General features: G+C 61.1%; 26 protein-coding genes and 1 pseudogene. 9 read left to right on the forward strand and 18 right to left on the reverse strand.

Annotated features, from left to right (window positions below; genetic code table 11):
• Positions 1-26: 26 nt before the first annotated feature.
• The 8 genes and pseudogenes from P3T21_RS30815 to P3T21_RS30850 all read right to left on the reverse strand — a co-directional run bounded on the left by P3T21_RS30815 (position 27) and on the right by P3T21_RS30850 (position 5,597).
• The gene (locus tag P3T21_RS30815) at positions 27-1,043 is read right to left on the reverse strand and encodes a phosphotransferase (protein ID WP_429259725.1); all 1,017 of its coding nucleotides are present in this window, start codon (positions 1,041-1,043) and stop codon (positions 27-29) included.
• Between the two features lie 105 nt (positions 1,044-1,148).
• Positions 1,149-1,835, reverse strand: coding sequence for a histidine phosphatase family protein (locus P3T21_RS30820; protein WP_429259726.1), 687 nt, complete (start codon positions 1,833-1,835; stop codon positions 1,149-1,151).
• Positions 1,836-1,966: 131 nt separating this feature from the next.
• Positions 1,967-2,866 (reverse strand): LysR family transcriptional regulator, encoded by a 900-nt coding sequence (locus P3T21_RS30825; protein ID WP_429259727.1) that lies wholly within the window; start codon positions 2,864-2,866, stop codon positions 1,967-1,969.
• Between the two features lie 240 nt (positions 2,867-3,106).
• The gene (locus tag P3T21_RS30830; protein ID WP_429259728.1) at positions 3,107-3,397 is read right to left on the reverse strand and encodes a thiamine pyrophosphate-dependent enzyme; all 291 of its coding nucleotides are present in this window, start codon (positions 3,395-3,397) and stop codon (positions 3,107-3,109) included.
• Positions 3,398-3,501: 104 nt separating this feature from the next.
• Positions 3,502-3,939 (reverse strand): annotated as a pseudogene (locus tag P3T21_RS30835) (ubiquinone-dependent pyruvate dehydrogenase); the annotation flags it as partial.
• Positions 3,908-4,087 carry a hypothetical protein gene (locus P3T21_RS30840; RefSeq protein ID WP_429259729.1) on the reverse strand — a complete coding sequence of 60 codons (180 nt, stop codon included), beginning with the start codon at positions 4,085-4,087 and terminating at the stop codon, positions 3,908-3,910. The pseudogene P3T21_RS30835 and the gene P3T21_RS30840, both read right to left, overlap by 32 nt.
• A 59-nt stretch (positions 4,088-4,146) precedes the next feature.
• The gene (locus tag P3T21_RS30845) at positions 4,147-5,115 is read right to left on the reverse strand and encodes a zinc-dependent alcohol dehydrogenase family protein (protein WP_429259730.1); all 969 of its coding nucleotides are present in this window, start codon (positions 5,113-5,115) and stop codon (positions 4,147-4,149) included.
• Between the two features lie 53 nt (positions 5,116-5,168).
• Positions 5,169-5,597, reverse strand: coding sequence for a hypothetical protein (locus P3T21_RS30850; protein ID WP_429259731.1), 429 nt, complete (start codon positions 5,595-5,597; stop codon positions 5,169-5,171).
• A 203-nt stretch (positions 5,598-5,800) separates the two neighbouring features.
• Between P3T21_RS30850 and P3T21_RS30855 the strand changes: the two genes are divergently transcribed.
• On the forward strand, positions 5,801-6,388 hold the full coding sequence (locus P3T21_RS30855; RefSeq protein WP_429259732.1) for a TetR/AcrR family transcriptional regulator: 588 nt from the start codon (positions 5,801-5,803) through the stop codon (positions 6,386-6,388).
• A gap of 251 nt (positions 6,389-6,639) precedes the next feature.
• On the opposite strand, the gene P3T21_RS30860 is transcribed toward P3T21_RS30855, so the two are convergent.
• The 3 genes from P3T21_RS30860 to P3T21_RS30870 form a co-directional block, all read right to left on the reverse strand.
• On the reverse strand, positions 6,640-7,371 hold the full coding sequence (locus tag P3T21_RS30860) for an SDR family oxidoreductase (protein ID WP_429259733.1): 732 nt from the start codon (positions 7,369-7,371) through the stop codon (positions 6,640-6,642).
• 164 nt (positions 7,372-7,535) lie between these two features.
• Positions 7,536-8,393, reverse strand: a complete 858-nt coding sequence (locus P3T21_RS30865; protein ID WP_429259734.1) for an MBL fold metallo-hydrolase — start codon at positions 8,391-8,393, stop codon at positions 7,536-7,538.
• A gap of 136 nt (positions 8,394-8,529) precedes the next feature.
• Positions 8,530-9,501, reverse strand: coding sequence for a quinone oxidoreductase family protein (locus P3T21_RS30870; RefSeq protein WP_429259735.1), 972 nt, complete (start codon positions 9,499-9,501; stop codon positions 8,530-8,532).
• A 102-nt stretch (positions 9,502-9,603) separates the two neighbouring features.
• On the opposite strand from P3T21_RS30870, the gene P3T21_RS30875 reads away from it, so the two are divergent.
• Positions 9,604-10,197 (forward strand): TetR/AcrR family transcriptional regulator, encoded by a 594-nt coding sequence (locus tag P3T21_RS30875; RefSeq protein WP_429259736.1) that lies wholly within the window; start codon positions 9,604-9,606, stop codon positions 10,195-10,197.
• A 24-nt stretch (positions 10,198-10,221) separates the two neighbouring features.
• Here the strand turns inward: P3T21_RS30875 and P3T21_RS30880 are convergent, their stop codons facing one another.
• The 3 genes from P3T21_RS30880 to P3T21_RS30890 form a co-directional block, all read right to left on the reverse strand.
• Complete coding sequence (locus tag P3T21_RS30880; protein ID WP_429259737.1) at positions 10,222-11,100, reverse strand: NAD(P)-dependent oxidoreductase; 879 nt, start codon at positions 11,098-11,100, stop codon at positions 10,222-10,224.
• 8 nt (positions 11,101-11,108) lie between these two features.
• Positions 11,109-11,597, reverse strand: coding sequence for a MaoC family dehydratase (locus P3T21_RS30885; RefSeq protein ID WP_429259738.1), 489 nt, complete (start codon positions 11,595-11,597; stop codon positions 11,109-11,111).
• A 350-nt stretch (positions 11,598-11,947) separates the two neighbouring features.
• The gene (locus P3T21_RS30890) at positions 11,948-12,847 is read right to left on the reverse strand and encodes a LysR family transcriptional regulator (protein WP_429259739.1); all 900 of its coding nucleotides are present in this window, start codon (positions 12,845-12,847) and stop codon (positions 11,948-11,950) included.
• 182 nt (positions 12,848-13,029) lie between these two features.
• Between P3T21_RS30890 and P3T21_RS30895 the strand changes: the two genes are divergently transcribed.
• From P3T21_RS30895 to P3T21_RS30910, 4 genes are all read left to right on the forward strand, one after another.
• A complete protein-coding gene (locus P3T21_RS30895; protein WP_429259740.1) occupies positions 13,030-13,776 on the forward strand; it encodes an SDR family NAD(P)-dependent oxidoreductase in 747 nt (248 codons plus the stop codon).
• Positions 13,777-13,807: 31 nt separating this feature from the next.
• A complete protein-coding gene (locus P3T21_RS30900) occupies positions 13,808-14,554 on the forward strand; it encodes an SDR family NAD(P)-dependent oxidoreductase (protein WP_429259741.1) in 747 nt (248 codons plus the stop codon).
• Positions 14,555-14,647: 93 nt separating this feature from the next.
• Positions 14,648-15,295, forward strand: a complete 648-nt coding sequence (locus P3T21_RS30905) for a glutathione S-transferase family protein (RefSeq protein WP_429259742.1) — start codon at positions 14,648-14,650, stop codon at positions 15,293-15,295.
• Between the two features lie 310 nt (positions 15,296-15,605).
• Positions 15,606-16,718 carry an alkene reductase gene (locus P3T21_RS30910; protein WP_429259743.1) on the forward strand — a complete coding sequence of 371 codons (1,113 nt, stop codon included), beginning with the start codon at positions 15,606-15,608 and terminating at the stop codon, positions 16,716-16,718.
• Between the two features lie 108 nt (positions 16,719-16,826).
• On the opposite strand, the gene P3T21_RS30915 is transcribed toward P3T21_RS30910, so the two are convergent.
• The gene (locus tag P3T21_RS30915) at positions 16,827-17,075 is read right to left on the reverse strand and encodes a hypothetical protein (protein ID WP_429259744.1); all 249 of its coding nucleotides are present in this window, start codon (positions 17,073-17,075) and stop codon (positions 16,827-16,829) included.
• Positions 17,076-17,254: 179 nt separating this feature from the next.
• On the opposite strand from P3T21_RS30915, the gene P3T21_RS30920 reads away from it, so the two are divergent.
• The 3 genes from P3T21_RS30920 (at position 17,255) to P3T21_RS30930 (ending at position 18,978) form a co-directional block, all read left to right on the forward strand.
• On the forward strand, positions 17,255-17,575 hold the full coding sequence (locus tag P3T21_RS30920) for an NIPSNAP family protein (RefSeq protein ID WP_429259745.1): 321 nt from the start codon (positions 17,255-17,257) through the stop codon (positions 17,573-17,575).
• Positions 17,576-17,727: 152 nt separating this feature from the next.
• On the forward strand, positions 17,728-17,853 hold the full coding sequence (locus P3T21_RS30925) for a hypothetical protein (protein WP_429259746.1): 126 nt from the start codon (positions 17,728-17,730) through the stop codon (positions 17,851-17,853).
• 12 nt (positions 17,854-17,865) lie between these two features.
• On the forward strand, positions 17,866-18,978 hold the full coding sequence (locus P3T21_RS30930; protein ID WP_429259747.1) for an NADH:flavin oxidoreductase/NADH oxidase: 1,113 nt from the start codon (positions 17,866-17,868) through the stop codon (positions 18,976-18,978).
• Between the two features lie 19 nt (positions 18,979-18,997).
• On the opposite strand, the gene P3T21_RS30935 is transcribed toward P3T21_RS30930, so the two are convergent.
• The 3 genes from P3T21_RS30935 to P3T21_RS30945 form a co-directional block, all read right to left on the reverse strand.
• Positions 18,998-19,138 carry a hypothetical protein gene (locus P3T21_RS30935; RefSeq protein ID WP_429259748.1) on the reverse strand — a complete coding sequence of 47 codons (141 nt, stop codon included), beginning with the start codon at positions 19,136-19,138 and terminating at the stop codon, positions 18,998-19,000.
• Between the two features lie 150 nt (positions 19,139-19,288).
• Positions 19,289-19,996, reverse strand: a complete 708-nt coding sequence (locus P3T21_RS30940) for a hypothetical protein (protein ID WP_429259749.1) — start codon at positions 19,994-19,996, stop codon at positions 19,289-19,291.
• 166 nt (positions 19,997-20,162) lie between these two features.
• Positions 20,163-20,309, reverse strand: coding sequence for a hypothetical protein (locus P3T21_RS30945; RefSeq protein WP_429259750.1), 147 nt, complete (start codon positions 20,307-20,309; stop codon positions 20,163-20,165).
• Positions 20,310-20,321 lie beyond the last annotated feature (12 nt).

Raw genomic sequence — 20,321 nt, forward strand, 5'->3', positions numbered from 1 at the left:
CTACATCCCGTTTTTCCTGCCTGCGTTCAGATCAGGTCAACGCCCATCTTCGCAAGCACCCCAGCCATCTCCCCCACCTGTCGCGCCTTTTCATTCGATGCGTTGCCGCTCAAGGCCCGCTTCTTCACGCCCTGTGCGATAGCGGCGAGCCGGAAGAAGCTGAACGCCAGGTAGAAGTTCCAGTTCTCAATCGACGAAATTCCCCGGAGCTCGCAATATCGCTCGACAATCGAGGCCTCGTCCGGCACCCCTAACGCCCCTCGATCCAAGCCCTCGAGTCCGGCGATATGGCTGCCCGGCGGGAGCCGCAAACACATGCAGAAGTACGCGATGTCAGCCAGTGGATTGCCCAGCGTCGATAGCTCCCAGTCGAGAACAGCGCGAACTTGCGGCGCATCGCGCATGAAAATGAGGTTGTCGATACGGAAATCTCCGTGCACGAGCGAAGGCTTTCCGGCTTCCGGCGGGCAGTGGGCAGGCAGCCACTCGATCAGCGACTCCATCGCCTCCGATGTATCGGTCTGCGCGGCGCGATATTGCCTGGTCCAGACGTCGATTTGACGCGCGAAATAGTTGCCAGGGCGGCCGTAGTCCGACAATCCGGCTTCGTCGATATCCACGCCGTGGAGAGCCGCCATCGTGCCGAGCAGTGCGTCGTAGATGGAGCCACGCTCCTCGACGGGCACTTCGGGCAGCGCCGGATTCCAGAAGATTCGCCCGTCTTCGTAGCTCATGACGTAAAACAGGCTACCGATGACGTCACGGTCCTCGCAAAGGTGCATGGCACAGGCGACAGGGACCGGTGTCCGGCCGAGCGCCGACAGCACGCGAAACTCCCGATCAACGGCATGTGCGGACTTGAGCAGTGCGCCGGGAGGTTGACGCCTCAGCACGTAGTGACCGCTTTGCGCCTTCAAAAGAAACGTCGGATTGGATTGTCCGCCGGGAAATTTCTCGACGGACAACGGCCCTTGAAACCCGGGCACGTGCACCGTCAGATAACGTGTGAGATCTTCGATGTCGAATTGAAGGCTGGCATTCATGTTGCCTCCCGCCGGGCCGCCCAAAGGGAGGCAACGGCCCCCTCGGGGGGCAGCGAACGTAAGTGAGCGTGGGGGTAGTTCATATTGCGCAAATCCCGACTGAGGTCAGCCATAGGTGACAAATTCATGCCTCTCGGCACGTTCGAGATGAGGCAGCGAATTGAAGCTGACTAGAGACATCGCGCCGTCGTTAAAGACATATTGGCAAACGCTGCTGTTTCGAATCTGCATGTTCAGTGCAATTGCGGTCGCAGCAGGCGCCTGCAGAACCTGTTGGGCACTTACCGCAATCGGACCACCCGAACTCACCACCAGAACGCGCCTGCCGCCAGCCCGCTGGATGTCGATGCGCGCACGCTGGACACGCGTCTGGAATTGATGCCATGTCTCTGGAACACGGCCAGGCAAACGGTCATCGGCCCAAAGCTGCAGCACGTGCCTGAGTCCTTTGTAAAAGTCCTTTTTTGAACTTGTGGCCGACAGACCTGCAGACAAACCCAGCGGCAAACCCTCGTCGCCGAGGGCTGCGAACAATGCCTGGAAATCGTATTCGTTCAAACCCGCGTCTTGCGCGATCTCGACTTGCGGCCCCCCCATTGCGGCGAGAATAGCATCGGCAGTTTGACGATGCCGCTGCATCGTTCCGATGACAACGCGATCGAACCGCAATTTCGCCTGCGCGAAGTACTCGCCGAGCCAACGCGATTGGGTACGACCGGAATGAGATAGCTCGTCATAGTTTTCGGCGCCAAAAGACGCCTGACCATGCCGTACAAGATAGAGTTCTGCCATACCAACCTCGTTTCAACATGGCTAGCAGAATACCCAGCGCCGCGTCATTCGGGAAATTTATTGTCGTGATAGCCGACAATAAATTTTCGTGACACCGGGCACGTATACCCCATAGGCCTCGCAGGCCCTGGCTACTGGTTCATTTCCCGCATGAGACGGCCAACCTGCTCGCGCAGCCAGCGATGAGCCGGGTCCCCGGTCACGCTTCGATGCCAGTAGCAATGAGACTCGAGATCCGGAAGATCGAACGGCAGCGCCAGGATTCGCGCGTCATACCGCCGAAGGAGCACAAGGGGGGCCGTGAGGACGAGATCGGTTCGCATCGCGATCAACGGGGCGACCAGATAGTGTTGAACCCGTGTCTGAATCGATCGCCTGAGGCCCAGCCTGTTCAGTTCCGCATCGACGAGACCAGGTCCCTGGGGGCGGCTGGATACGTGGATATGACCGAACCTGAGGTAGTCATCGATCGTCAGCTTCTTCCTGGTAAACGGATGGTCGTGACGCAGCATGCATGCATACCGGTCGCGGCCCAGCGGCTCCTGCTCGACGTATGGGTCATCAATCAGCGGCGCGTCGATCGCAAGATTGACCGCACTGCTGGCTAGCGCTTCCGGAACCTCTTTACGCGTCGTGAAGTAGCTTTCGATGCGGATGCCAGGAGCCTGTCGCTGCAGCACTTCCTCCAGTGCGGGCAGAAGGAGCGCCTCCGTGAGGTCGGTCATGCTGAGCCGGAACGTACGCTCAGACGAGGCGGGGTCGAAGCGTCCTCCGACGTGAGTACTCGAGTCAAGCAGTTGCAGCGCCTCACGAACCTGGCCGATGATGTTTTCCGAAACAGCAGTCGGTATCATGCCGGCCGACGTACTGACAAAGAGCTGATCGTCGAATGCCTTGCGCATCCGCGCCAACGCATTGCTAACAGCTGGCTGAGTGATGAATAGCATCTCCGCCGCGCGCGTCAGGTTTCGCGTTCTGTAGACGGCTTCGAAGACAACGAAGAGATTCAGATCAACCTTTGACAGACGCATTTTCGAATTCCCCGACGCCACTCGAACTGTATTTCCGACTCCTTTTGTTCACGCGCATGCATCGGCACAAAGCGACGATCGGCGTGGTATCACGGAGCAACCCCGGCGAGTCTACTCCCGCCAGGGCAAGACAGCCAAACAGGGAAATGAGGACGCTTCGCGCTCGCTTATCCTGCGCTTCTGCGCGGTCGTGCAGACGGTGATCGATTCGTCTGCCCGCCCCGCTTAACCCGGCAAGTCCTATAAATTCTCGCGGATCATGGCGAACACGTCGGCGGACTGCCCCTGCAGCATGGCCTTCGCTGAATACAGGACCATGCCGTACGCAGAACCCCACTCGATCTTCGGCGGCATCACGAGCGTCATCGTATCGACCTTGACCTTCAGAAGTGCGGGGCCCGGCTCGTTCAGCCATGTGATGACTGCCTCTTCGAGCTCATCGGCTTTCGCCACCGTGCGCCCCCATAATCCGATCGCCTCGGCGACCTTGCCGAAGTCAGGGTTTTGTAGACCGGTATAGAGTGGGAGCATGCCCTCGGACTTCTGCTCGATGTCGGCGGTTTAAGGCGTGGCAGCAACGCCTCCATCGTGGACTTGATATCTCCAACCAGTCCTGGCGTGACCGGATGCCAGCGGCCGAGATGATCGGAAGCGAGGTCGATCTGAACGATCGTGGCCTTCTCCGGGTAGAACTGCCGCCACGCGAAGTCGGCGCCAAGCATCAACAAGGTCTCGCATTCGGATACCGCCAGATAGCCCGCTTCGCCGCCGATAATGCCTGTCATACCGACGTTGTACGGCTTGTCGTGCTCAAGCACGTCCTTGGCGCGGGACGTGTGTGCAATGGGCGCCTTGAGGCGCTCGGCTACCGCAAGGATTTCGGCGTGGGCGCCACGGCATCCCGAACCCCCATAGATGTCGATCTTCTCGCCTGAATTGAGGATGTCAGCGACACGGTCGAGGTCAGCTTCACCTGGCCGGACAATGCGTGATCGGTGCCGCAGCGGTTCAGTACGAACTTTCCGACGAGATCGTCCGGTTCTACACCTCGAACCAGAACGCCGCCCCGTCACGCTTCACGTGCCCGGCCGTCGGCGCGGCATAGTGGGCGCCGATAACTAGAATCGGCTGGTCGGCCCACTCGGCGAACAACTTTGCGCGGGTGGCCGTCGCGGCCTGGATGCCGCTGTCGAGGCTCGCGGCCCGCTCGGGGTGCTCCATTTGGCAGGGAGGGTGGGCAATGTCGCCGGCGTGGCTGGCCAGGGATTAGCACGTTGCATCTAGTCCCCAACTTTCAGAAGAACTTTTCCGCCTCTCGCCTGATGGGCGATTGCCGCGCCGATTTCCTCAAGCCGATATGTCGCGGCCAGTGGAATGGTGATTTCGCCCGAAGCCACCATCGTTGCCGCCTGTGTGATGGCGCTGGGAATTTTTCCGGCAAAGTCCGGATTACCTAGTGAAAAGCCACGAACGGTCAGGTCATTGAAGATGACGTCGAACGGGCCAACCGTCATGGCCGCAAAGCTCGGGGCGGCGTACGACACAAGGGTGCCGCCTGGTCCCAGCAACGTGGCCAGGCGGCCAGTGGCCTCGCCGCTGACGGCGTCCAGCGCAAGCCGCATGCGCTTTACGCCCAGCGCTTCGGCCATCTTCTCGGGCGCGTTCTCGTCGTCCAGGAGGACTAGTTCGCATCCCGCTTCCCGCGCGGCACTCATAGCCTCGGCGCGGCGCACCAAGCCAAGAGTCTTGACACCTTTTCGCTTGGCGAAACTGACTATCCAGCGCGCTATGGCCGAATTGGCCGCGTTGATGACAATCCAGTCATCCGGCCGCAACTGCACGTACGTCTCGAGCAGCAGATGAGCGGTGGGCGGATTGATGCTAAGCATTGCCAACTGCCGAGGGTCGGCATCGGCAGGAAGCGCGACCATACCTTGCACGTCGACGACCATCCGCTCGCGCCAGGTAAAGCTGCCCAGCGGGAGAGTCACGCGGTCGCCGACCCTGACGCTGTCGACTCCTGTACCGACCTCCAACACCCGCCCCGCACCCTCGTTGCCGATAACGGACGGCAACTCGGGATGCAGCGCGTACAGGCCCCGCGCGACGAGCATGTCGCTGAAGTTGATCGGGGCATACTCGACTCCAACCAACACCTGTCCCGCGCCCGGACCGGCGGGTTCGGGCAACTCGCGGAATTCAAGTCCAGTTGCGGGGTCGCCATAAGCGGTGAGTACGACGGCTTTCATGATGACTCTCCTCTTCGATGGACACCTGAGTAGGCACGGTGCCCGGGCATGCCTTATACGGCTTCGGGTTGCGGAACGTCAGCCAATCCGTTGGGGAAGAACGCGCGCGCTGTCGCGACGATGTTCAGCGCTTCGCGTAACAGCTTGATTTGCCCATTTTCGACGTGGAAGTAGCCGAAAAAAATGCTGCCTGAACGGCCGCTGCGTCGCGACGGCGAGTGCCTCCACCTTGTATTCGGCAAATGGGTGCTCCGGGGTGTCGATGAGCACCACGATGTCTCGAAACTCCCACCAGGAACAACTTGGAGAGGCAACGCATACCGGGATGCAATCTCGGTGCGCCATTTGTATTGCCACCGCATGCCGAGGTCCGCCAGATACGGAAGCTCGAAAACTCCATCTTCAGCGAACAAGGCGGCGGCCTCCTTCGGGTTGCGAACGAGCGGGGGGAATTCATGCAAAAGTTGCGCTGCCGTTTTCATGGCTGATTCCCACACGAAGTTCACGTTGGTAGCGGCGTCGAGTCGAGGTCCGGGGTACTCACGATTCCCGGCGTCTCCGCCATTTACATATGCACGTGCACGCCAGACTGCGCTCCGCTTGAGCTATAATCTGCCGTCCGGTCGTAATGCAGAATCAGTATTACGAACGTACGGCACAATGTCAAGCTACTTCGTGAGGAACCTTGGGATATTCACAGGCAGACAAGGCACGCAGCAGGGAGCGCATTCTCGATGCCGCGGCACGGCAAATCAGCGAGCACGGCCTGGACAGCGTCAGTGTCGCGGACGCCATGCAAAGCGCGGGACTGACCAAGGGCGCCTTTTACGCGCACTTCGGGTCGCGCGAAGCCATGATTGCGGAAGCCGCCGACCGGGTTATGCAGCACGGCCAGGCGCCCATAGACCAATTCTTCCGGGTAAAGAAAAAGCCGACCGTTGCGCAGGTTGCGGCTGTCTGGCTCGACCCGGAGCACATCGAGAATCCAGGTGACGGATGCGGGATGTGCGCGTTGGCGGGCGAAGCCCGGTACGCCGGGCCTGAAGTACGCCAGGTTATCGCCGGTCAGTTCGAGAAAAACGTGGAGCAGATTGCTCAGGCGCTTGGTGGAGGCAGCGCTGCCACCGCAAGAGCCACCGCCATCCTGACGGCAATAGTGGGCGCTGTAAGCATGGCCCGCGCGGTGGGCAACCCGGAACTCGCGCAAGCGATCGTGGAAAACACTCGCGCGATGGTGACTCATCCGGCCTTCCTGAAGTCCAGTAGTGAATAGCGGAACGCACGTCGCACCTCCTTGAGCGGCCGTCTGGGTGAGCTTGGCTCCGGTGTTCCACTTCGGTGCTGAAGCACACGTCGATTACCCTGGACGACCGATAAAGTCGCGATCCCGTCACTGCGAAATCGGGCCTGCTGCTGTCATCAGTGCAGGTAGAGCGTATGGCGACCGACCAGCCTGAACATCCCACCCTGGCGATATGCCCCGTGGCGCCGAACATGCGGCGGGCGGAGCGAATCAATCGACGATCAGATCTGCGCTCTGCCGCCATCCACGAAGAGTTCGATGCCCGTGACGAAACTGGAGTCATCCGAAGCCAGAAACAAGGCAGCTTTGGCAACTTCGTCGGCTTTCCCCATCCGTCCCATCGGGATGGTAGATAAGATCCTCGCAATAGCGTCCTGAGGCTGCTGATCAATGATCGGGGTATCAATTGGGCCCGGGCTAAGGACGTTTGAACGGATGCCACGGTCCTTCAGCTCCACGGTCCATCCTCGCACGAAATTGCGGATAGCCGCCTTGGTCGCGCCGTATACCCCGAAGGCGGGCGTCCCTTTGGCGCTCGCGACGGAGCCCGTGAGAATGATGGATCCGCCGTCATTCAAGAGCGGCAGAGCCTTTTGGACGGTGAAGAGCAATCCCTTCACGTTGGTACTGAACAGTTTGTCGAAATGCGCTTCGGTGATATTGCCCAAGGCGGCGAACTCAGCGATGCCGGCGTTGGCGAAGACAATGTCGATTCTTCGTCCTGTCGCGTTGACGCTTTCATAGAGACGATCAAGATCAGCCAATTTGGCGACGTCTCCCTGGATGCCGGTCACATTGTCCCCGATGGCCCTCACGGCTTCGTCGAGTTCCTTCTGGCGACGGCCGGTGATAAAAACGTATGCGCCCTCGGCGACGAAGAGCTTCGCGGCGGCGAAGCCTATCCCCGACGAGCCGCCGGTGATGACGGCCACCTTTCCCTGCAACTTACCCATAGCGATCCTCCGTTGATTGCTAATTCCGATTGGCAACGCCTCTGGGCTGGCGGTCAGTTGCCAAAAAATAACCGAGCGCCCATGCTCAGCTGCATTCGAGGGTGGTTTGCGCGTGCCGACCAACGCCGGCCAGCCAGTCGATCATCTCCTTGTCCCTCCGGCAGCTAGAGCTCGAACCGGAACGCCGCCCCGTCGCGCTTCACGCGTCCAGCTGTCGGCGCGGCATAGTGGGTGCCGATAACCAGAATCGGGCGGTCGGCCCACTCGGCGAACAACTTTGCGCGGGTGGCCATCGCGGCCTGGATGTCGCTATCGAGGCTCGTGGCCCACTCGGGGTGCGCCATCTGGCAGGGATGGTGGGCAACGTCGCCGGTGATCACCGCGCTCTGCCCTTCCGATTCGATCATTACGCTGACATGGCCCGGTGTGTGCCCGGGGCTTGGCGTCAGGCGCACCTCAGGCGAGATGCGGTGATCCATCTCCACCAGGTCGACCAGGCCCGCGTCGAAGATCGGCCGCACGCTGTCGCCCATGATCGCCTGCTGCTCCTCGTCGCCCTCGTTGCTCCAATGCTCGAATTCGCGCTTGCCAATCAGGTAGCGGGCCTTGGGGAAGGTCGGAACCCACTTGCCGTCCACCAACATGGTGTTCCATCCCACATGGTCCACGTGCAGGTGGGTGCAGACCACGACGTCGACGTCGTCGCGGCTCCAGCCCGCATCCGCCAGGTGTTGCAGGAACGGCGTCGCCAGCGGGTTTCCGCCCACCAGACGGCGCGGCTTGTCGTTGCCGATGCAGGTGTCGACCATCAGCCTCAGCCCAGGCGCCTCCACCAGCAGGGCCTGGACGGACACGTTGAGCGAACCATCCTCGTTGGCGAAGTGCGGATAGAGCCAGGGGCTGGCCTTCAGCGCCTCTGGCGTCGCGTCACGCAGGAAGAAGCTCTCCGGATCGTAGGGGAGGGTCATCAGCATCTCGACCACGCAGGTAATCTTCACCGCGCCCACTTGCCAATTCAACATAACGACCTCCTCATGGTTGCATCGCGTCGAGGAAACCTCGTCCGCTCATCGCCTGACCCGCTTCGACCGAAGCGCGGGGATCGCACCAATGGAAAAGGCGCGCGCGGGAGCTGTGAATATCCGCTTGTCCTGTCGGTCACGTCGTTAAAATGACTTTGCCAAACGGCCGATCCTCTATCAGGTGACGCAGGGCTTCGCCTGCTTCGGCGAGGGGATAGACCCGCTCGACGATCGGCTTGACGGATCCGCTGGCGATCAGCGAGAGGATGTCCTGCCACGCGGTAGCAACCACAGCCGGTGACTGGGCGAACAGAGAGAAGCCTTCCATACGCGCGCGCTTCCAGATGAGGTCCGTCACATCGATCATGGTTCTGCGTCCAGCGGAGTAGCCCAACGTGATCAGGACACCACCGGGACCAAGGCTCGTTAGCGCCTCACTGGTCACGCTCCCGCCAATGCTCTCAATGACGATATCGACGCCCTTGCCGTCCGTTATCCGGCGAACGCCGTCGGCGAGGCCTTCTGCACTAAGGTCGACCACGTGCTCGAAGCCAAGCTCGCGCGCCCTGGCGGCCTTGGCCGCACTGCCGGCCGTCGAAAGCACCTTGCCGGCGCCCTTCGCCCGCGCGAGTTGACAGGTCGCGTTGCCTACCGATCCGCCGATCCCCGGAGCCAGCACCGTCATGCCCGGCTCGAATCCGGCCAGCGTCAGCGTGATCTGTGCCGTCAGCCAGGCCACTGGAAGGCTGGCCGCGACTACGTCGTCGATCGCGTCGGGCACGAGCGCCAGATCATCGGGCTTCACCAGCAGCCATTCTTGCCACGCGCCATTCTCACGAACCCCGTAGGGTCCTGTGAACATCACGCGGCTGCCCACCGCGAGCCCCGAATCGCCAGCATCCTCGATGACACCGGCGCCCTCGTTGCCGAGGACCAGCGGCGCCGTGGCCCGAGGGTGCCCACCTGACAGGATCGTGTGATCGAGCGGCGTGACACCGGCCGCCGTGACACGGACCAGCGCCCTGCCCTCTGCCGGTTTCGGCTTGGGCAAATGGGTCTGCAGCAGCCCGCCATAGCCCGAAAAAGTTTTCGCCTCGATCGATCGCATGGCCGCCCTCCAGAAAGTTACGGACCTGTTTGTAACTTGAAGGTTACGAACAAGTCTGTTACTTTGTCAACCAGAAAATCGGAATGAGAGGAGCTTGCGGATATGAAGGCAGGAGCCCGACCCCGGCGGGGTGCCCCGCCAAAGGGCGAAGTGAGTGCGCGCGAGCGTATCCTCGCGACGGCAAGTGAGTTGTTCTACCGTGAGGGCATCCGCGCCATCGGTGTTGACACGGTCGTCGAGCAATCTGGCGTGTCGAAGACCAGCCTCTATCGCCTGTTTGACTCCAAGGACGATTTGATCGCCGCCTTCGCCACCGAAAAAGATCGGTCGTTCTGGACGTGGTGGGATCGCACTGAAAAGCTGCACGCTCATGACCCGCGCGCCCTGCTGGACGCGCTGCTATCCGGAATCGCGAAGCGGATCGGGCACCCGGCCTTTCGCGGCTGTCCGTTCCTGAACCTGGTGACGGAGTTTCCTGATGCCAACCATCCAGGCCGGGTCATCGCCCGGAACAACAAGGAGGAATTGCGGGCAAGGCTCGCGACCATCGTTGTCAAGCTGGGCGTCAGTGATCCCAACCGTACCGCGTCTCAGATCGCGCTGCTCATCAACGGCGCGTACGTCACCGGCCTGATAGCGGAGCCAGCTGATCTGGAGGCCGACCTCGTCGACGCCGCCATGAAGTTATTGGCTTAGTGTGTGGGAGGAGTACGAACGCGATCATTTTCCGGAATCGGTTCTTGCCTCGAGTGCGCGGACGACAGCCGCCATGTCGGACTGGCCGTGCCCCAAAGCCAGCGTTTCGCCGAATAGCGCATAGCAGACATCCAATAGCGGTGACGCGACCCCGGCTTCTCTGGCCGCTTCCGCAATCAATCGATTGACTTCCAGCACATTGATGATCGACCCCTCGACATCGAAGTCACGCATCACCAGCTTGAGAATTTTCACGCGGGAGATGTCGCTCGCCATCTGACCGGCGTCGACGATGGCGCGGAACTGCTGCATGTCCAGACCATGCCGTTCGGCAAAATGAGCCGCTTCCGCAAGGCCGGTGACCGTGGTCATCAGAAACAGGTTCACCGCGAGCTTCATGAGAAGCCCGCTCGGAACCGGGCCGCACACAATCGTCTGATGGCACATTGGCTCGAGTAGAGGGCGGACGCTTTCGACGGCCGCTTCTTCGCCCGCCAGCATCGCTACGAGCTGGCCCGTCTCGGCGGGCTTGCGCGAGCCCGAGACTGGCGCTTCCACGTAGCTGCCACCGGCGTTGCGAATATCGGCTTCGAGTCCGCGCGAGTAGTCGGGCGAGGTCGTCCCCATGTGGACGATCGTGTGGCGCGCAACGTTCGCGCTGAAATGCGGCGTGCCGCGGCCGAGGACGACGTCGATTGCGTCGCCGTCGACCAGCATCAGGAATACCACGCGGGTCCGTTCAAATATCTCGGCAGGATTTGTCGCGACGGTTGCGCCCGCCGCTCGCAAAGACTCGCATCTGTCAGCGGAGCGATTCCAGACAATGAGTTGTGTGCCTGCGCGGGCCAGATTGAGCGCCATGGGCTGTCCCATGACACCTAAGCCGATGAAACCGATGCCCATATTCATCTCTATCCCAAGGCGGTTGTCGGTTGTCTCGAATGTTGTTTCCGGCGCAGCACGACCATGTTCACGACATACACCAGCACGGCCTCGTCGTCCTGGTTCAGGGTGGTCGTTCGGACCTTGATCAGGCCCTGCTCTGGACGCGACTTTGACGGTCGCACCTCGATCACCTCGCACTCGATGCGCAACTCGTCACCGGGGCGCACTGGCCGGGGCCAGCGGCACTCGTCGAGGCCAGCGCCGACGTAGCCGCCAGCCGGCTTGAGTTCGGTCTCAATCAGCAACCGCATCGTCACAGCAGCGGTGTGCCAGCCGCTGGCGGTCAGTCCACCGAAAATCGAACGACGCGCCTCCGCCTCTTCGAGGTGGAAAGGCTGCGGATCGAACTCGGCAGCGAACGCGATGGCCCGTCCCCCATCGATGCGCAGCCGCCCTGAACCGAACGTCTGCCCCACTGCAAAATCCTCTAGATAGCGCTCATTCAACTGATTCATGAATCAACTCCAGGTTTAGGTGATGGTTTCGAGCGGGAGCGCGATGTCTTCCCTGCCGCCGATGCACAAGGTGACGATGACCCGATCAGGTGGCCACGAGCAATGGGGCCGGCTTCGACATTGACGATGTCCTGGGACAGCCTGAGAAAGTCTCTGCGTCCATCACTCGCATGGCCATTCCTCATAAAGTAACTAACCTGTAAGTACCGTGAATACTACGAACAGGTCTGTTACTTTGTCAAGCGAGAAATCGGAGCGGGAGGAGCTTGCGGATATGGAGACGGGAGCCCGACCCCGGCGGGGCGCCCCTGATTGGGCTTTAGCGCCGAATGTCCTCGGCTTTAGCAGGATCACGACAATCTCTTCGCGACGCCTGCGATCAGTTCATCCACTCTCGAGAGGAACAGCTTCAGAATCGGAGAGGTATTTTCCCTCCTGTAGCCGATAACCAGGTCGATTGTCGGCGCCTCGCCTTCGAGCGGACGGCTGACGACCGACCAAGGCATCAGGTTTTCGACATAGGCCGGGATCAGCGTCACGCCTCGCGTCGACGCAACAAGTGACATGACTACCGCGGGGTTGTCTACACTCTGCGCTGACGTGATCTGGACTCCGGAGCGATCCAGGTAGTCGTCGATCACCGCGCGCAGCACCCTGGCCTTGCTAGCCATCTCGATGAAAGGCTCACCAACGAGTTCTTGTGGAAGGATTGCAACGCGGGACGCCAGCGGATGGTCACTCGGCATGAGCACCACGAGCGGTTCCCGTCCCACGACCTGGTAGGCGAGATTGAAGTCTGGTTCGGCACGCAGGAACGCCAAATCCAGCGTTCCGCGCGCGAGTCCTTCGGCAAGATCCGGCGAATAGCCGCTGGACACGATGACGTCGATGTTCGGCAACTCGCCGCGCAGAATGCGCATAGCCTCAGGCAGCCAGGTCATTTCCTGCCCAGTGAGGAAGCCAAAAGAGAAGCGCTGCTTCGCAGGTTGCGCTGCCCTTCGGGCGGATTCGACTGCAGCTTCCACCTGGGTCAGCGCCAGTCGGGCGTGATCGATGAATGCCTTGCCTGCTGGAGTCAGCTCCACGCCGCGTGCGCTGCGGCTCAGCAACTCGACCCCGACCTGATCCTCCAAATCCCGAATCTGCCGACTCAATGACGGCTGCGAAGTGTGCAGGCGCCGTTCGGCTGCCTCTGTCAGGCTGCCCGTCTCGGCGACAGCGATGAAATACCGAAGATGTCGAAGTTCCATATTCTCCTCGCCCGCATCCCATGCCTCATAGGCATGCCCACCAGCCTACAAAGTCTTTTTGCTTTTCGCAACCGACCATTAGATTAGCGAACAAGGGCGACGCGGCGCCTGTCAGCAACCCACAACGGACTGACACCGGCCGTCGCCCCATACCTCTCATCTATATCGCAGGAGAACGTGAAATGGACACCCCAGTCGTTGTAATTACCGGTGCGCTTACAGGCATCGGCCGTGCCACGGCACTGGCCTTCGCGGACAGCGGCGCGCATCTCGTCATTTCCGGCCGCCGGGAAGCCGAAGGCAAAGCGCTCGAAGCTGAACTTCGCGGACTCGGCGCAGACGTCATCTTTGTCCGTGCCGACGTCCGTGACGACGATGATGTTCGCGGCCTCGTCGATCAGGCCGTCGCCCGCTTCGGCCGCATCGATGTTGCCATCAACAATGCCGGCACGGAGGGAGAACCCGGCTCCGTCGTTGACCAGACGGCGGAAAGCTACGCCGCGACCTTTGACACCAACGTGCTCGGCACGCTGCTCAGCATGAAGCACGAACTACGCGTGATGCAGGCACAGAAGCGCGGCAGCATCGTCAACGTGTCGTCGACGTACGGCCACGAAGGCGCGGCTTACGCGTCGGTCTACGCCGGCAGCAAGCACGCGGTCGAAGGCATGACGAAGTCCGCCGCGCTCGAAGTCGCTGCGCAAGGTGTACGCGTCAACGCGGTCGCGCCGGGACCAACCGACACCGGGATGCTCGACCGCTTCACCGGCGCAGCCGAGCGCAAGGCGGCGCTTGTTTCGACGGTGCCGTTGGGCCGCGTCGGTCTGCCTGACGATATCGCCCGCGCGATCCTGTTTCTTGCATCGGAGGCAGCGTCGTTCGTGACGGGCCAGATCGTCACCGTCGACGGTGGCAAGACGGCGGGCTGATGCCGAACCCACAGCGATCAGGAGAACTGTCATGAGCCACCTCGACGGAAAGACCGCGCTCGTCACGGGCGCCTCACGCGGCATTGGCCGCGCCAGTGCGCTCGCACTCGCGAAAGCAGGCGCACAGGTGCTCGTTCACTACAGCAGCGGAGAAAAGGCGGCGGATGCTGTCGTCGCCGAAATCCGTGCGGCCGGCGGCAACGCCCAGAAAATCGCCGCGGATCTGCGCGAAGCAGACGGCCCGCATACGCTCGCAAAACGCGTACGCGCTGTCGTCGGCCATCGTCTGGACATTCTGGTAGCGAACGCCGGCATTTCAAAGGCCGCAAGCATCGAGGAAACGACCGTCGAAGATTTCAACGACCTGTTCGCCGTGAATGTGCGTGCGCCCTATTTCCTCGTGCAGCAGTTACTGCCGGTGATGTGCAAAGGCAGCAGCGTTGTCCTGCTCTCGTCGCTCGCGGCGCATGCCGCGGTCGGCAAGCTCCCTGCATACGCGGCTACCAAGGGGGCGGTCGATACACTCGTCAAGCATTTCGCTTCGGCACTGGGTGAACGCGAGATTCGCGTGAATGCAGTCGCACCCGGCGTCGTCGAAACCGACATGTCGAACTTCACCAGGACCAACGCGGGACGCGAGGTCACGCTCGGCATGCAGGCGTTAAAGCGCGTCGCGCAACCTGATGACATCGGCGGTGCGGTTGCGTTTCTCGCCTCGGACGCAGCGCGCTGGATTACCGGTGAAACGCTGCGTGTCGACGGCGGCTCGAAACTCTAGTCCAACCCGATTCACACCCGTTTCCAGTGCCTTCGATAAGCTTGATTAATCAGGTATCCATACTTTTACGAAACATCAGTCAGGACGATTCAAATGACAACCGCTACACCCATACTGTACGAATCGAAAGGCTCTCCAAATGCTCGCCGTGTGCGCATCTTCATCGCGGAGAAGGGAATCGACATCCCGACGAAGCCTGTCGACCTGGGCACCAAAGAACAGTTTTCCGATGCTTACCGCGCAATCAACCCGCGCAGCCAGGTGCCGGCGTTGGCCCTCCCCGACGGCCCCGTCATCGCCGAAGTGCTCGCCATCTGGCGTTATCTGGAAGAAGCGTATCCGCGGACCCCATTGCTGGGCAACACGGCAAAGTCGAAGGCCCTCGTCACGATGTGGGAACGCCGCGCAGAACTGGACGGCTTCGCGCCGGTCATGGAAGGCGTGCGTAACGCGGTCGCGGGACTGAAAGGCCGTGCGCTGTCAGGTCCGCATGCCTATGAGCAGATTCCCGAACTGATCACGCGAAGCAAACAGCGCGTAGCCAACTTCTTCGCCGACTTCAACGAGCGGCTCGAGACAGTCCGGTTCATCGCCGGCGATGATTTCTCCGCGGCGGACATCACCACGCTCGTGACAGCCGACTTCGCCGCCAACGCGTTGAAGATGCCGATTCCAGTTGAACACACCGCGTTTCAGCGATGGCACGACGAAGTATCTGCCCGGCCGAGCGCCGCCGCATAGCGCATTGCTCCGGCGGTGGCTGGCTGTCGGGAACGAACGCCCCTGAGGCGCCAACGCAAGGAGAAACCCATGGTCAGCAACTCCACTCCCGCCGCCCGGCAAGAGAGGCCGGCCGCTTCGACCGACAACTGAGCGCCCGCAGTCGCTCACCATCGCGCGCACGACGCTCGACCTTTCGCGGAGATTGACATGACTATCACCAGGCCCGAACAGAACAAGGCCCTCAGCCAGAGGGCATGAACCGTTGCCCTTACGCGCCAATAGCTCTTCGGAATCAGCAACTGCGGGGTCTCATATTTTGGAGGTAAATGTGTCCAGGCTTTTCTCACCGATCACGATCGGCTCGATCTCTCTTAAGCATCGTCTTGTCATGCCGCCGTTGACCAGGCTGCGCTCCAATCCTGACGACAGCGTTAGCGACGTGATGGTCGAACACTATGCGCAACGCGCCTCCGACGGAGGTCTCATCATCGTCGAGTCGGCAAACGTCTCAATCCAGGCCCGGGGTTACATCGGTGCTCCAGGGCTCTATCTCGATAGCCATATCGATGGCTACCGTCGGATCGCGAATGCGATCCATGCAAAAGGCGGGCGAGTCGTCGCGCAGATCGTGCATTGCGGGCGCACTTCGCATATCGACATAACGGGCGGTCGGCCGCCGGTAGGACCTTCGGTGATCCCCTTTAACACGATGGCGTTCACATCGGATGGATGGAAACCCGTTTCGCCGCACCATGCCATGGATCTCGAGGATATTCGCCAGACTGTGAAGGACTTCCGCGACGCTGCACAGCGGGCTCTCGACGCCGGCGTCGACGGTGTGGAGATTCACAGCGCCAATGGCTATCTGCTCGACAGCTTCCTGTACGACGGCAGTAACAAGCGAACCGATGCTTATGGTGGGCCCGTAGACAATCGGGCGCGGTTCCTGCTGGAAGTCGTGGAGGCCGTGTCTGCGCTGCGCGGCGCCGACCGCATTGGCGTGCGGCTTTCGCCGAGCGGTGAGTGGAACGACATGGTCGACAGCGATCCAATGGCGACGTTCAGCCGGGTAGGTGAACTGCTCAATCAGTTCGGGCTTGCCTATCTGCACCTCATCGAACCTCGCGTCAAGGGCGATGACACCAAGGTCGGCCACGAAGACATGGAGCCGGTTGCTGCCGCGCATCTGCGGAAGGTCTTCAATGGGCCGATCATCGCGGCCGGCGGCTTTAACGGCGACAGCGCCGAGGCGATCTTGCAGAGAGGCGATGCAGACCTGGTCGCAATCGGGCGCCCCTTCACCTCAAACCCGGACCTTCCAGAACGACTTCGACTGAAGTTGCCGCTTACGCCTTATGATCGCTCCGCCTTTTGGGGTGGAACCGAGCAAGGTTACACGGACTTTTCTCGATATCGCGAACTCGAAACTGAAAGGCAATAGAGCGTCGAACAGCCGGTTTGTGGGAATGAACCCCTGGCAAGCCTATGATCGAACGGCCGGCAATGCTCCAGTTACTCTCAACGCCTTTTCGACTCGCGTTCAGCACGTTCAACAGAAGGCGCAGCGGGCGTGATTGCAGCACTCGGCCCGGATGTCTCCGGATTCGTCATCGAGAGCCCTTGTTTGCACGCCGGTTGCATCGCGCACGCTGGGCAAGGTGTTCTGCGACCCGATCATCGCGTTCGGCGGTCTCGCTGCCGAGTGGCCACAGCCGCGATCAAGGATGGCGACGCCGACCTGGTCGCCTTCGGACGCGATTATCTTGCCAATCCGGACCTGCCGCATCGCATGCGCCATATCTCCCGCTCAACGCGTTCGACCGCAATACGTTCTATGGCGGCGATCACCGCGGCTATACCGACTATCCATTTTCATCAACCGAAGTCGGCGCTGCCTAAGCAAGTCACTGAGCGCAAGTCAACCAATGTGCGTCGACTGGCCAGTCCAAAGCTAGTCGGCCTTCATGGAGAGATCCGATGCTTTACGAAATCCGCACCTATACGTTCAAGCCGCTGCGTGCCGCCGACTGGCTTGCTTTATACAAGAGCGAAGGCCTTCCGCTTCAGCAGGAATTTCTCGGCGTGATGATTGGTTTCTTCACGACTGAAATCGGCGATATCAGCCAGATCGTGCATATCTGGGCCTACAAGAGCCTCGACGATCGCATCGAGCGTCGCGACCGGATGGCGGTGGACAGCCGCTGGCAGGAATTCGGCCGCAAGGTGAAAGCGCTCGACATTTTCGTGAGCATGGAGTCGCGCATCATGCGTCCAACCGACTTCTCGCCGCTGAAGTAACAACCCGAGACGCACCCGCATGCGACTCGATTGCATGCCCTCAACTGCCATGAACGGAGGGAAAACCGCCTCGTGAGGCAGCAGGGAACGGACGCCCTTTCCCGATCTGCGTTGAGCACAGCGTCTTATTTGAATTCAGTCAAAAGGAAACCATGTCCAACCTTCAATCCACCGTCGAAGTCTGTCCCGACGAATTTTCCCATCCCGTGATGCCAGCGCCGCTCGCCCGCATGCGTGCCGACCATGCGCTCTATCGCAACGACGCGCTGGCAGCGTAAGTGGAGTACACGATGAGCGCCCTCTTTGCGTCTACTGAACTGCGCCAGCTGAAGTTGTCCAACCGCGTGGCGATTTCTCCCATGTGCCAATACGTGGCCGATGATGGGCGCGCCACGCCCTGGCATCTGATCCACTATGGCGGCCTCGCCTCGTCCGGCGCGGGACTGCTGTTCATTGAGGCGACAGCCGTGGAGCCGGATGGCCGCATCACGCCAGGCGACCTCGGTTTGTGGGACGACGTCACAGAAGCCGCGCTGAAGCCTGCCATCGACGCCATCCACCAGTACTCGCCGACGGCCGTGATCCTGCAACTGGGCCACGCGGGACGCAAGGCATCAAGCGAGGTGCCGTGGAAAGGCGGCCAGCAGATCTTGCCGGCGGATGGCGGATGGCGCACGCACGCGCCGTCGGCCCTGCCCCAGATCGACGGCGAGAGCCTGCCGTTGGCGCTGGACCGGACCGGCATGGCGCGCATACGCGATGCCTTCATTGCATCCGGGCGGCGTGCCGTGCGGCTGGGCGTGGACGGGCTGGAACTGCATGGCGCGCATGGCTACCTGCTGCATCAATTCCTCTCTCCGATTGCGAATCAGCGCCGCGACGAGTACGGCGGCTCGCTGGAAAATCGCATGCGATTCCCACTGGAGGTTTATGACGCCGTGCGCGCCGTCTTGCCCGAAGGGATGCCGCTGGGCGTCAAGGTCTCGGCCACCGACTGGATAGATGGCGGCTGGGATCAGGAACAGACCAACGCCTTCGCACGCGCACTCAGGCTGCGTGGCGTGGACTGGATCACAGCGTCTTCCGGGGGTGTTTCGCCGCGGCAGAAAATTATGGTGGCCCCGGGGTACCAGACACCGTTCGCCCAGGCGATCCGCGACGCGACCCAGGTGACGACCATCGCTGTGGGTTTGATCACAGAAGCCCAGCAGGCCGAGGAGATCATCGCTAGTGGCCAGGCCGACTTCGTCGCAATGGCGCGCGCCTTCCTTTACGACCCGCGCTGGGGCTGGCATGCGGCGGCCCGGTTGGGCGCTAGCGTCACGGCGGCACCGTCGTACTGGCGCGCCCCGCCGCGCGAACATCCGCATCTGTTCCAGGACACGCACTACGGTGCTCGCTGAACTTGAATCGCTAATGCTCTCAAGCCAGATGGTCGGTATGCTGCTGCTTTCGCGTGCTGTTGCAGACGTTGGCCCGGCGCTCGCGGATGAAATTCTTGAAGAGGGCCGCCAGCATCTCCTCGACGCCGTGGACACGCAGCCCGGAATTCAACGCGGACAAGAGACTTCAGCGATAACGAACGGCACTATCTCCCGGGCTTGCAGATGTCAGGTCAGCATTCAGCCTCGCCGCGAAGAGTCATAACGTCCTTGGCAGCGGTCTATTATTTAGCGCCATGCCCCCTTGGAAGCCTTCCCCCGTTGCCTGGCCCTAGCGAAAGGAGACCGTGGCAATGTCGATGGCAACCAGCAACGGTTCGTCAATTTTCTGGCCATCAGCGTCATGAGCGAACACGCGCCGGGTTGTCGGCACCATAATGCCGTCAAAGTCCCGGTAGTTCGATGCATAGTTTGCGCCGGTAGCGCCGCCCATTATGTCCACGGTGTAATCATGGCGCCGCAGCAGACCATCCGGGCCAAAGTACGAAACCTGCTCGCGCGAATGCGTATCGATGGAACCTGGGAACGTTACTTTCAGGCGTCGCCATTGCTCACCGTCTTCATGCCACGGCGACAACTCCTCGGTGACTACGCCAGGGTAGGTGTAGAGAAACGGCGTGTTGAAATAGGTCCACAGCGCATAACTGCAGAAATATGCCGCATGAAGATCGTCCCAGGGCGTCTGCTGACTATGTCCGGCGAAGGATGAACGCGGATTGTCGCGACTCTCGAGTACGCGCCCGTCCGTCGATTCGACGGCGACGCGGCCCGGGGTAAAAAAGGAGTGTCGGTCGGGCGCTGTGAAAGGCCGCAGTTCGACATGCTCGGCTTGCGTCTCCATTGCGGCGACAACGTGCCTGAAAATATCTGGCTTCTGCTTGACGTGCCAGATGCCACCTGTGATCGACATTTCGGCTTCGAGCGTTCTGAATGCGTTCCAGCGTGCAAGGCCTCCATGAGCCTCGATAGCCAGCTTCAAAAGATCACTCGTCATATCGTTTCCTCTACTGTTGGTCTGCCCCGGTGGCCTATCACCTTTCCGATGCAGGTTCCTGAACTACCGTGGCGCTCGCTCGGGTGGTGGAGCGACTCAGATTAGCCAGCGAACTTTTCCCCAAACATCGGCGAGCCGCTCTTCAATTCCTTCACTGGCCTCGCTCAATGTGCGCGCTGTGCTGGATATAGTCAGGCGACCAGAAGCGCTCAGCTGCAACGTAGTCGCGCTTGTTGAACAGGGTGCCGAACGCTTCCAGCACAAGCGCCTTGTTCTGTTCAGGGGTTGTCTTCGTCATGTATCCGGCAGG

It is taken from the genome of Paraburkholderia sp. GAS334 (assembly GCF_050436625.1).
Classification (GTDB): Bacteria; Pseudomonadota; Gammaproteobacteria; order Burkholderiales; family Burkholderiaceae; genus Paraburkholderia.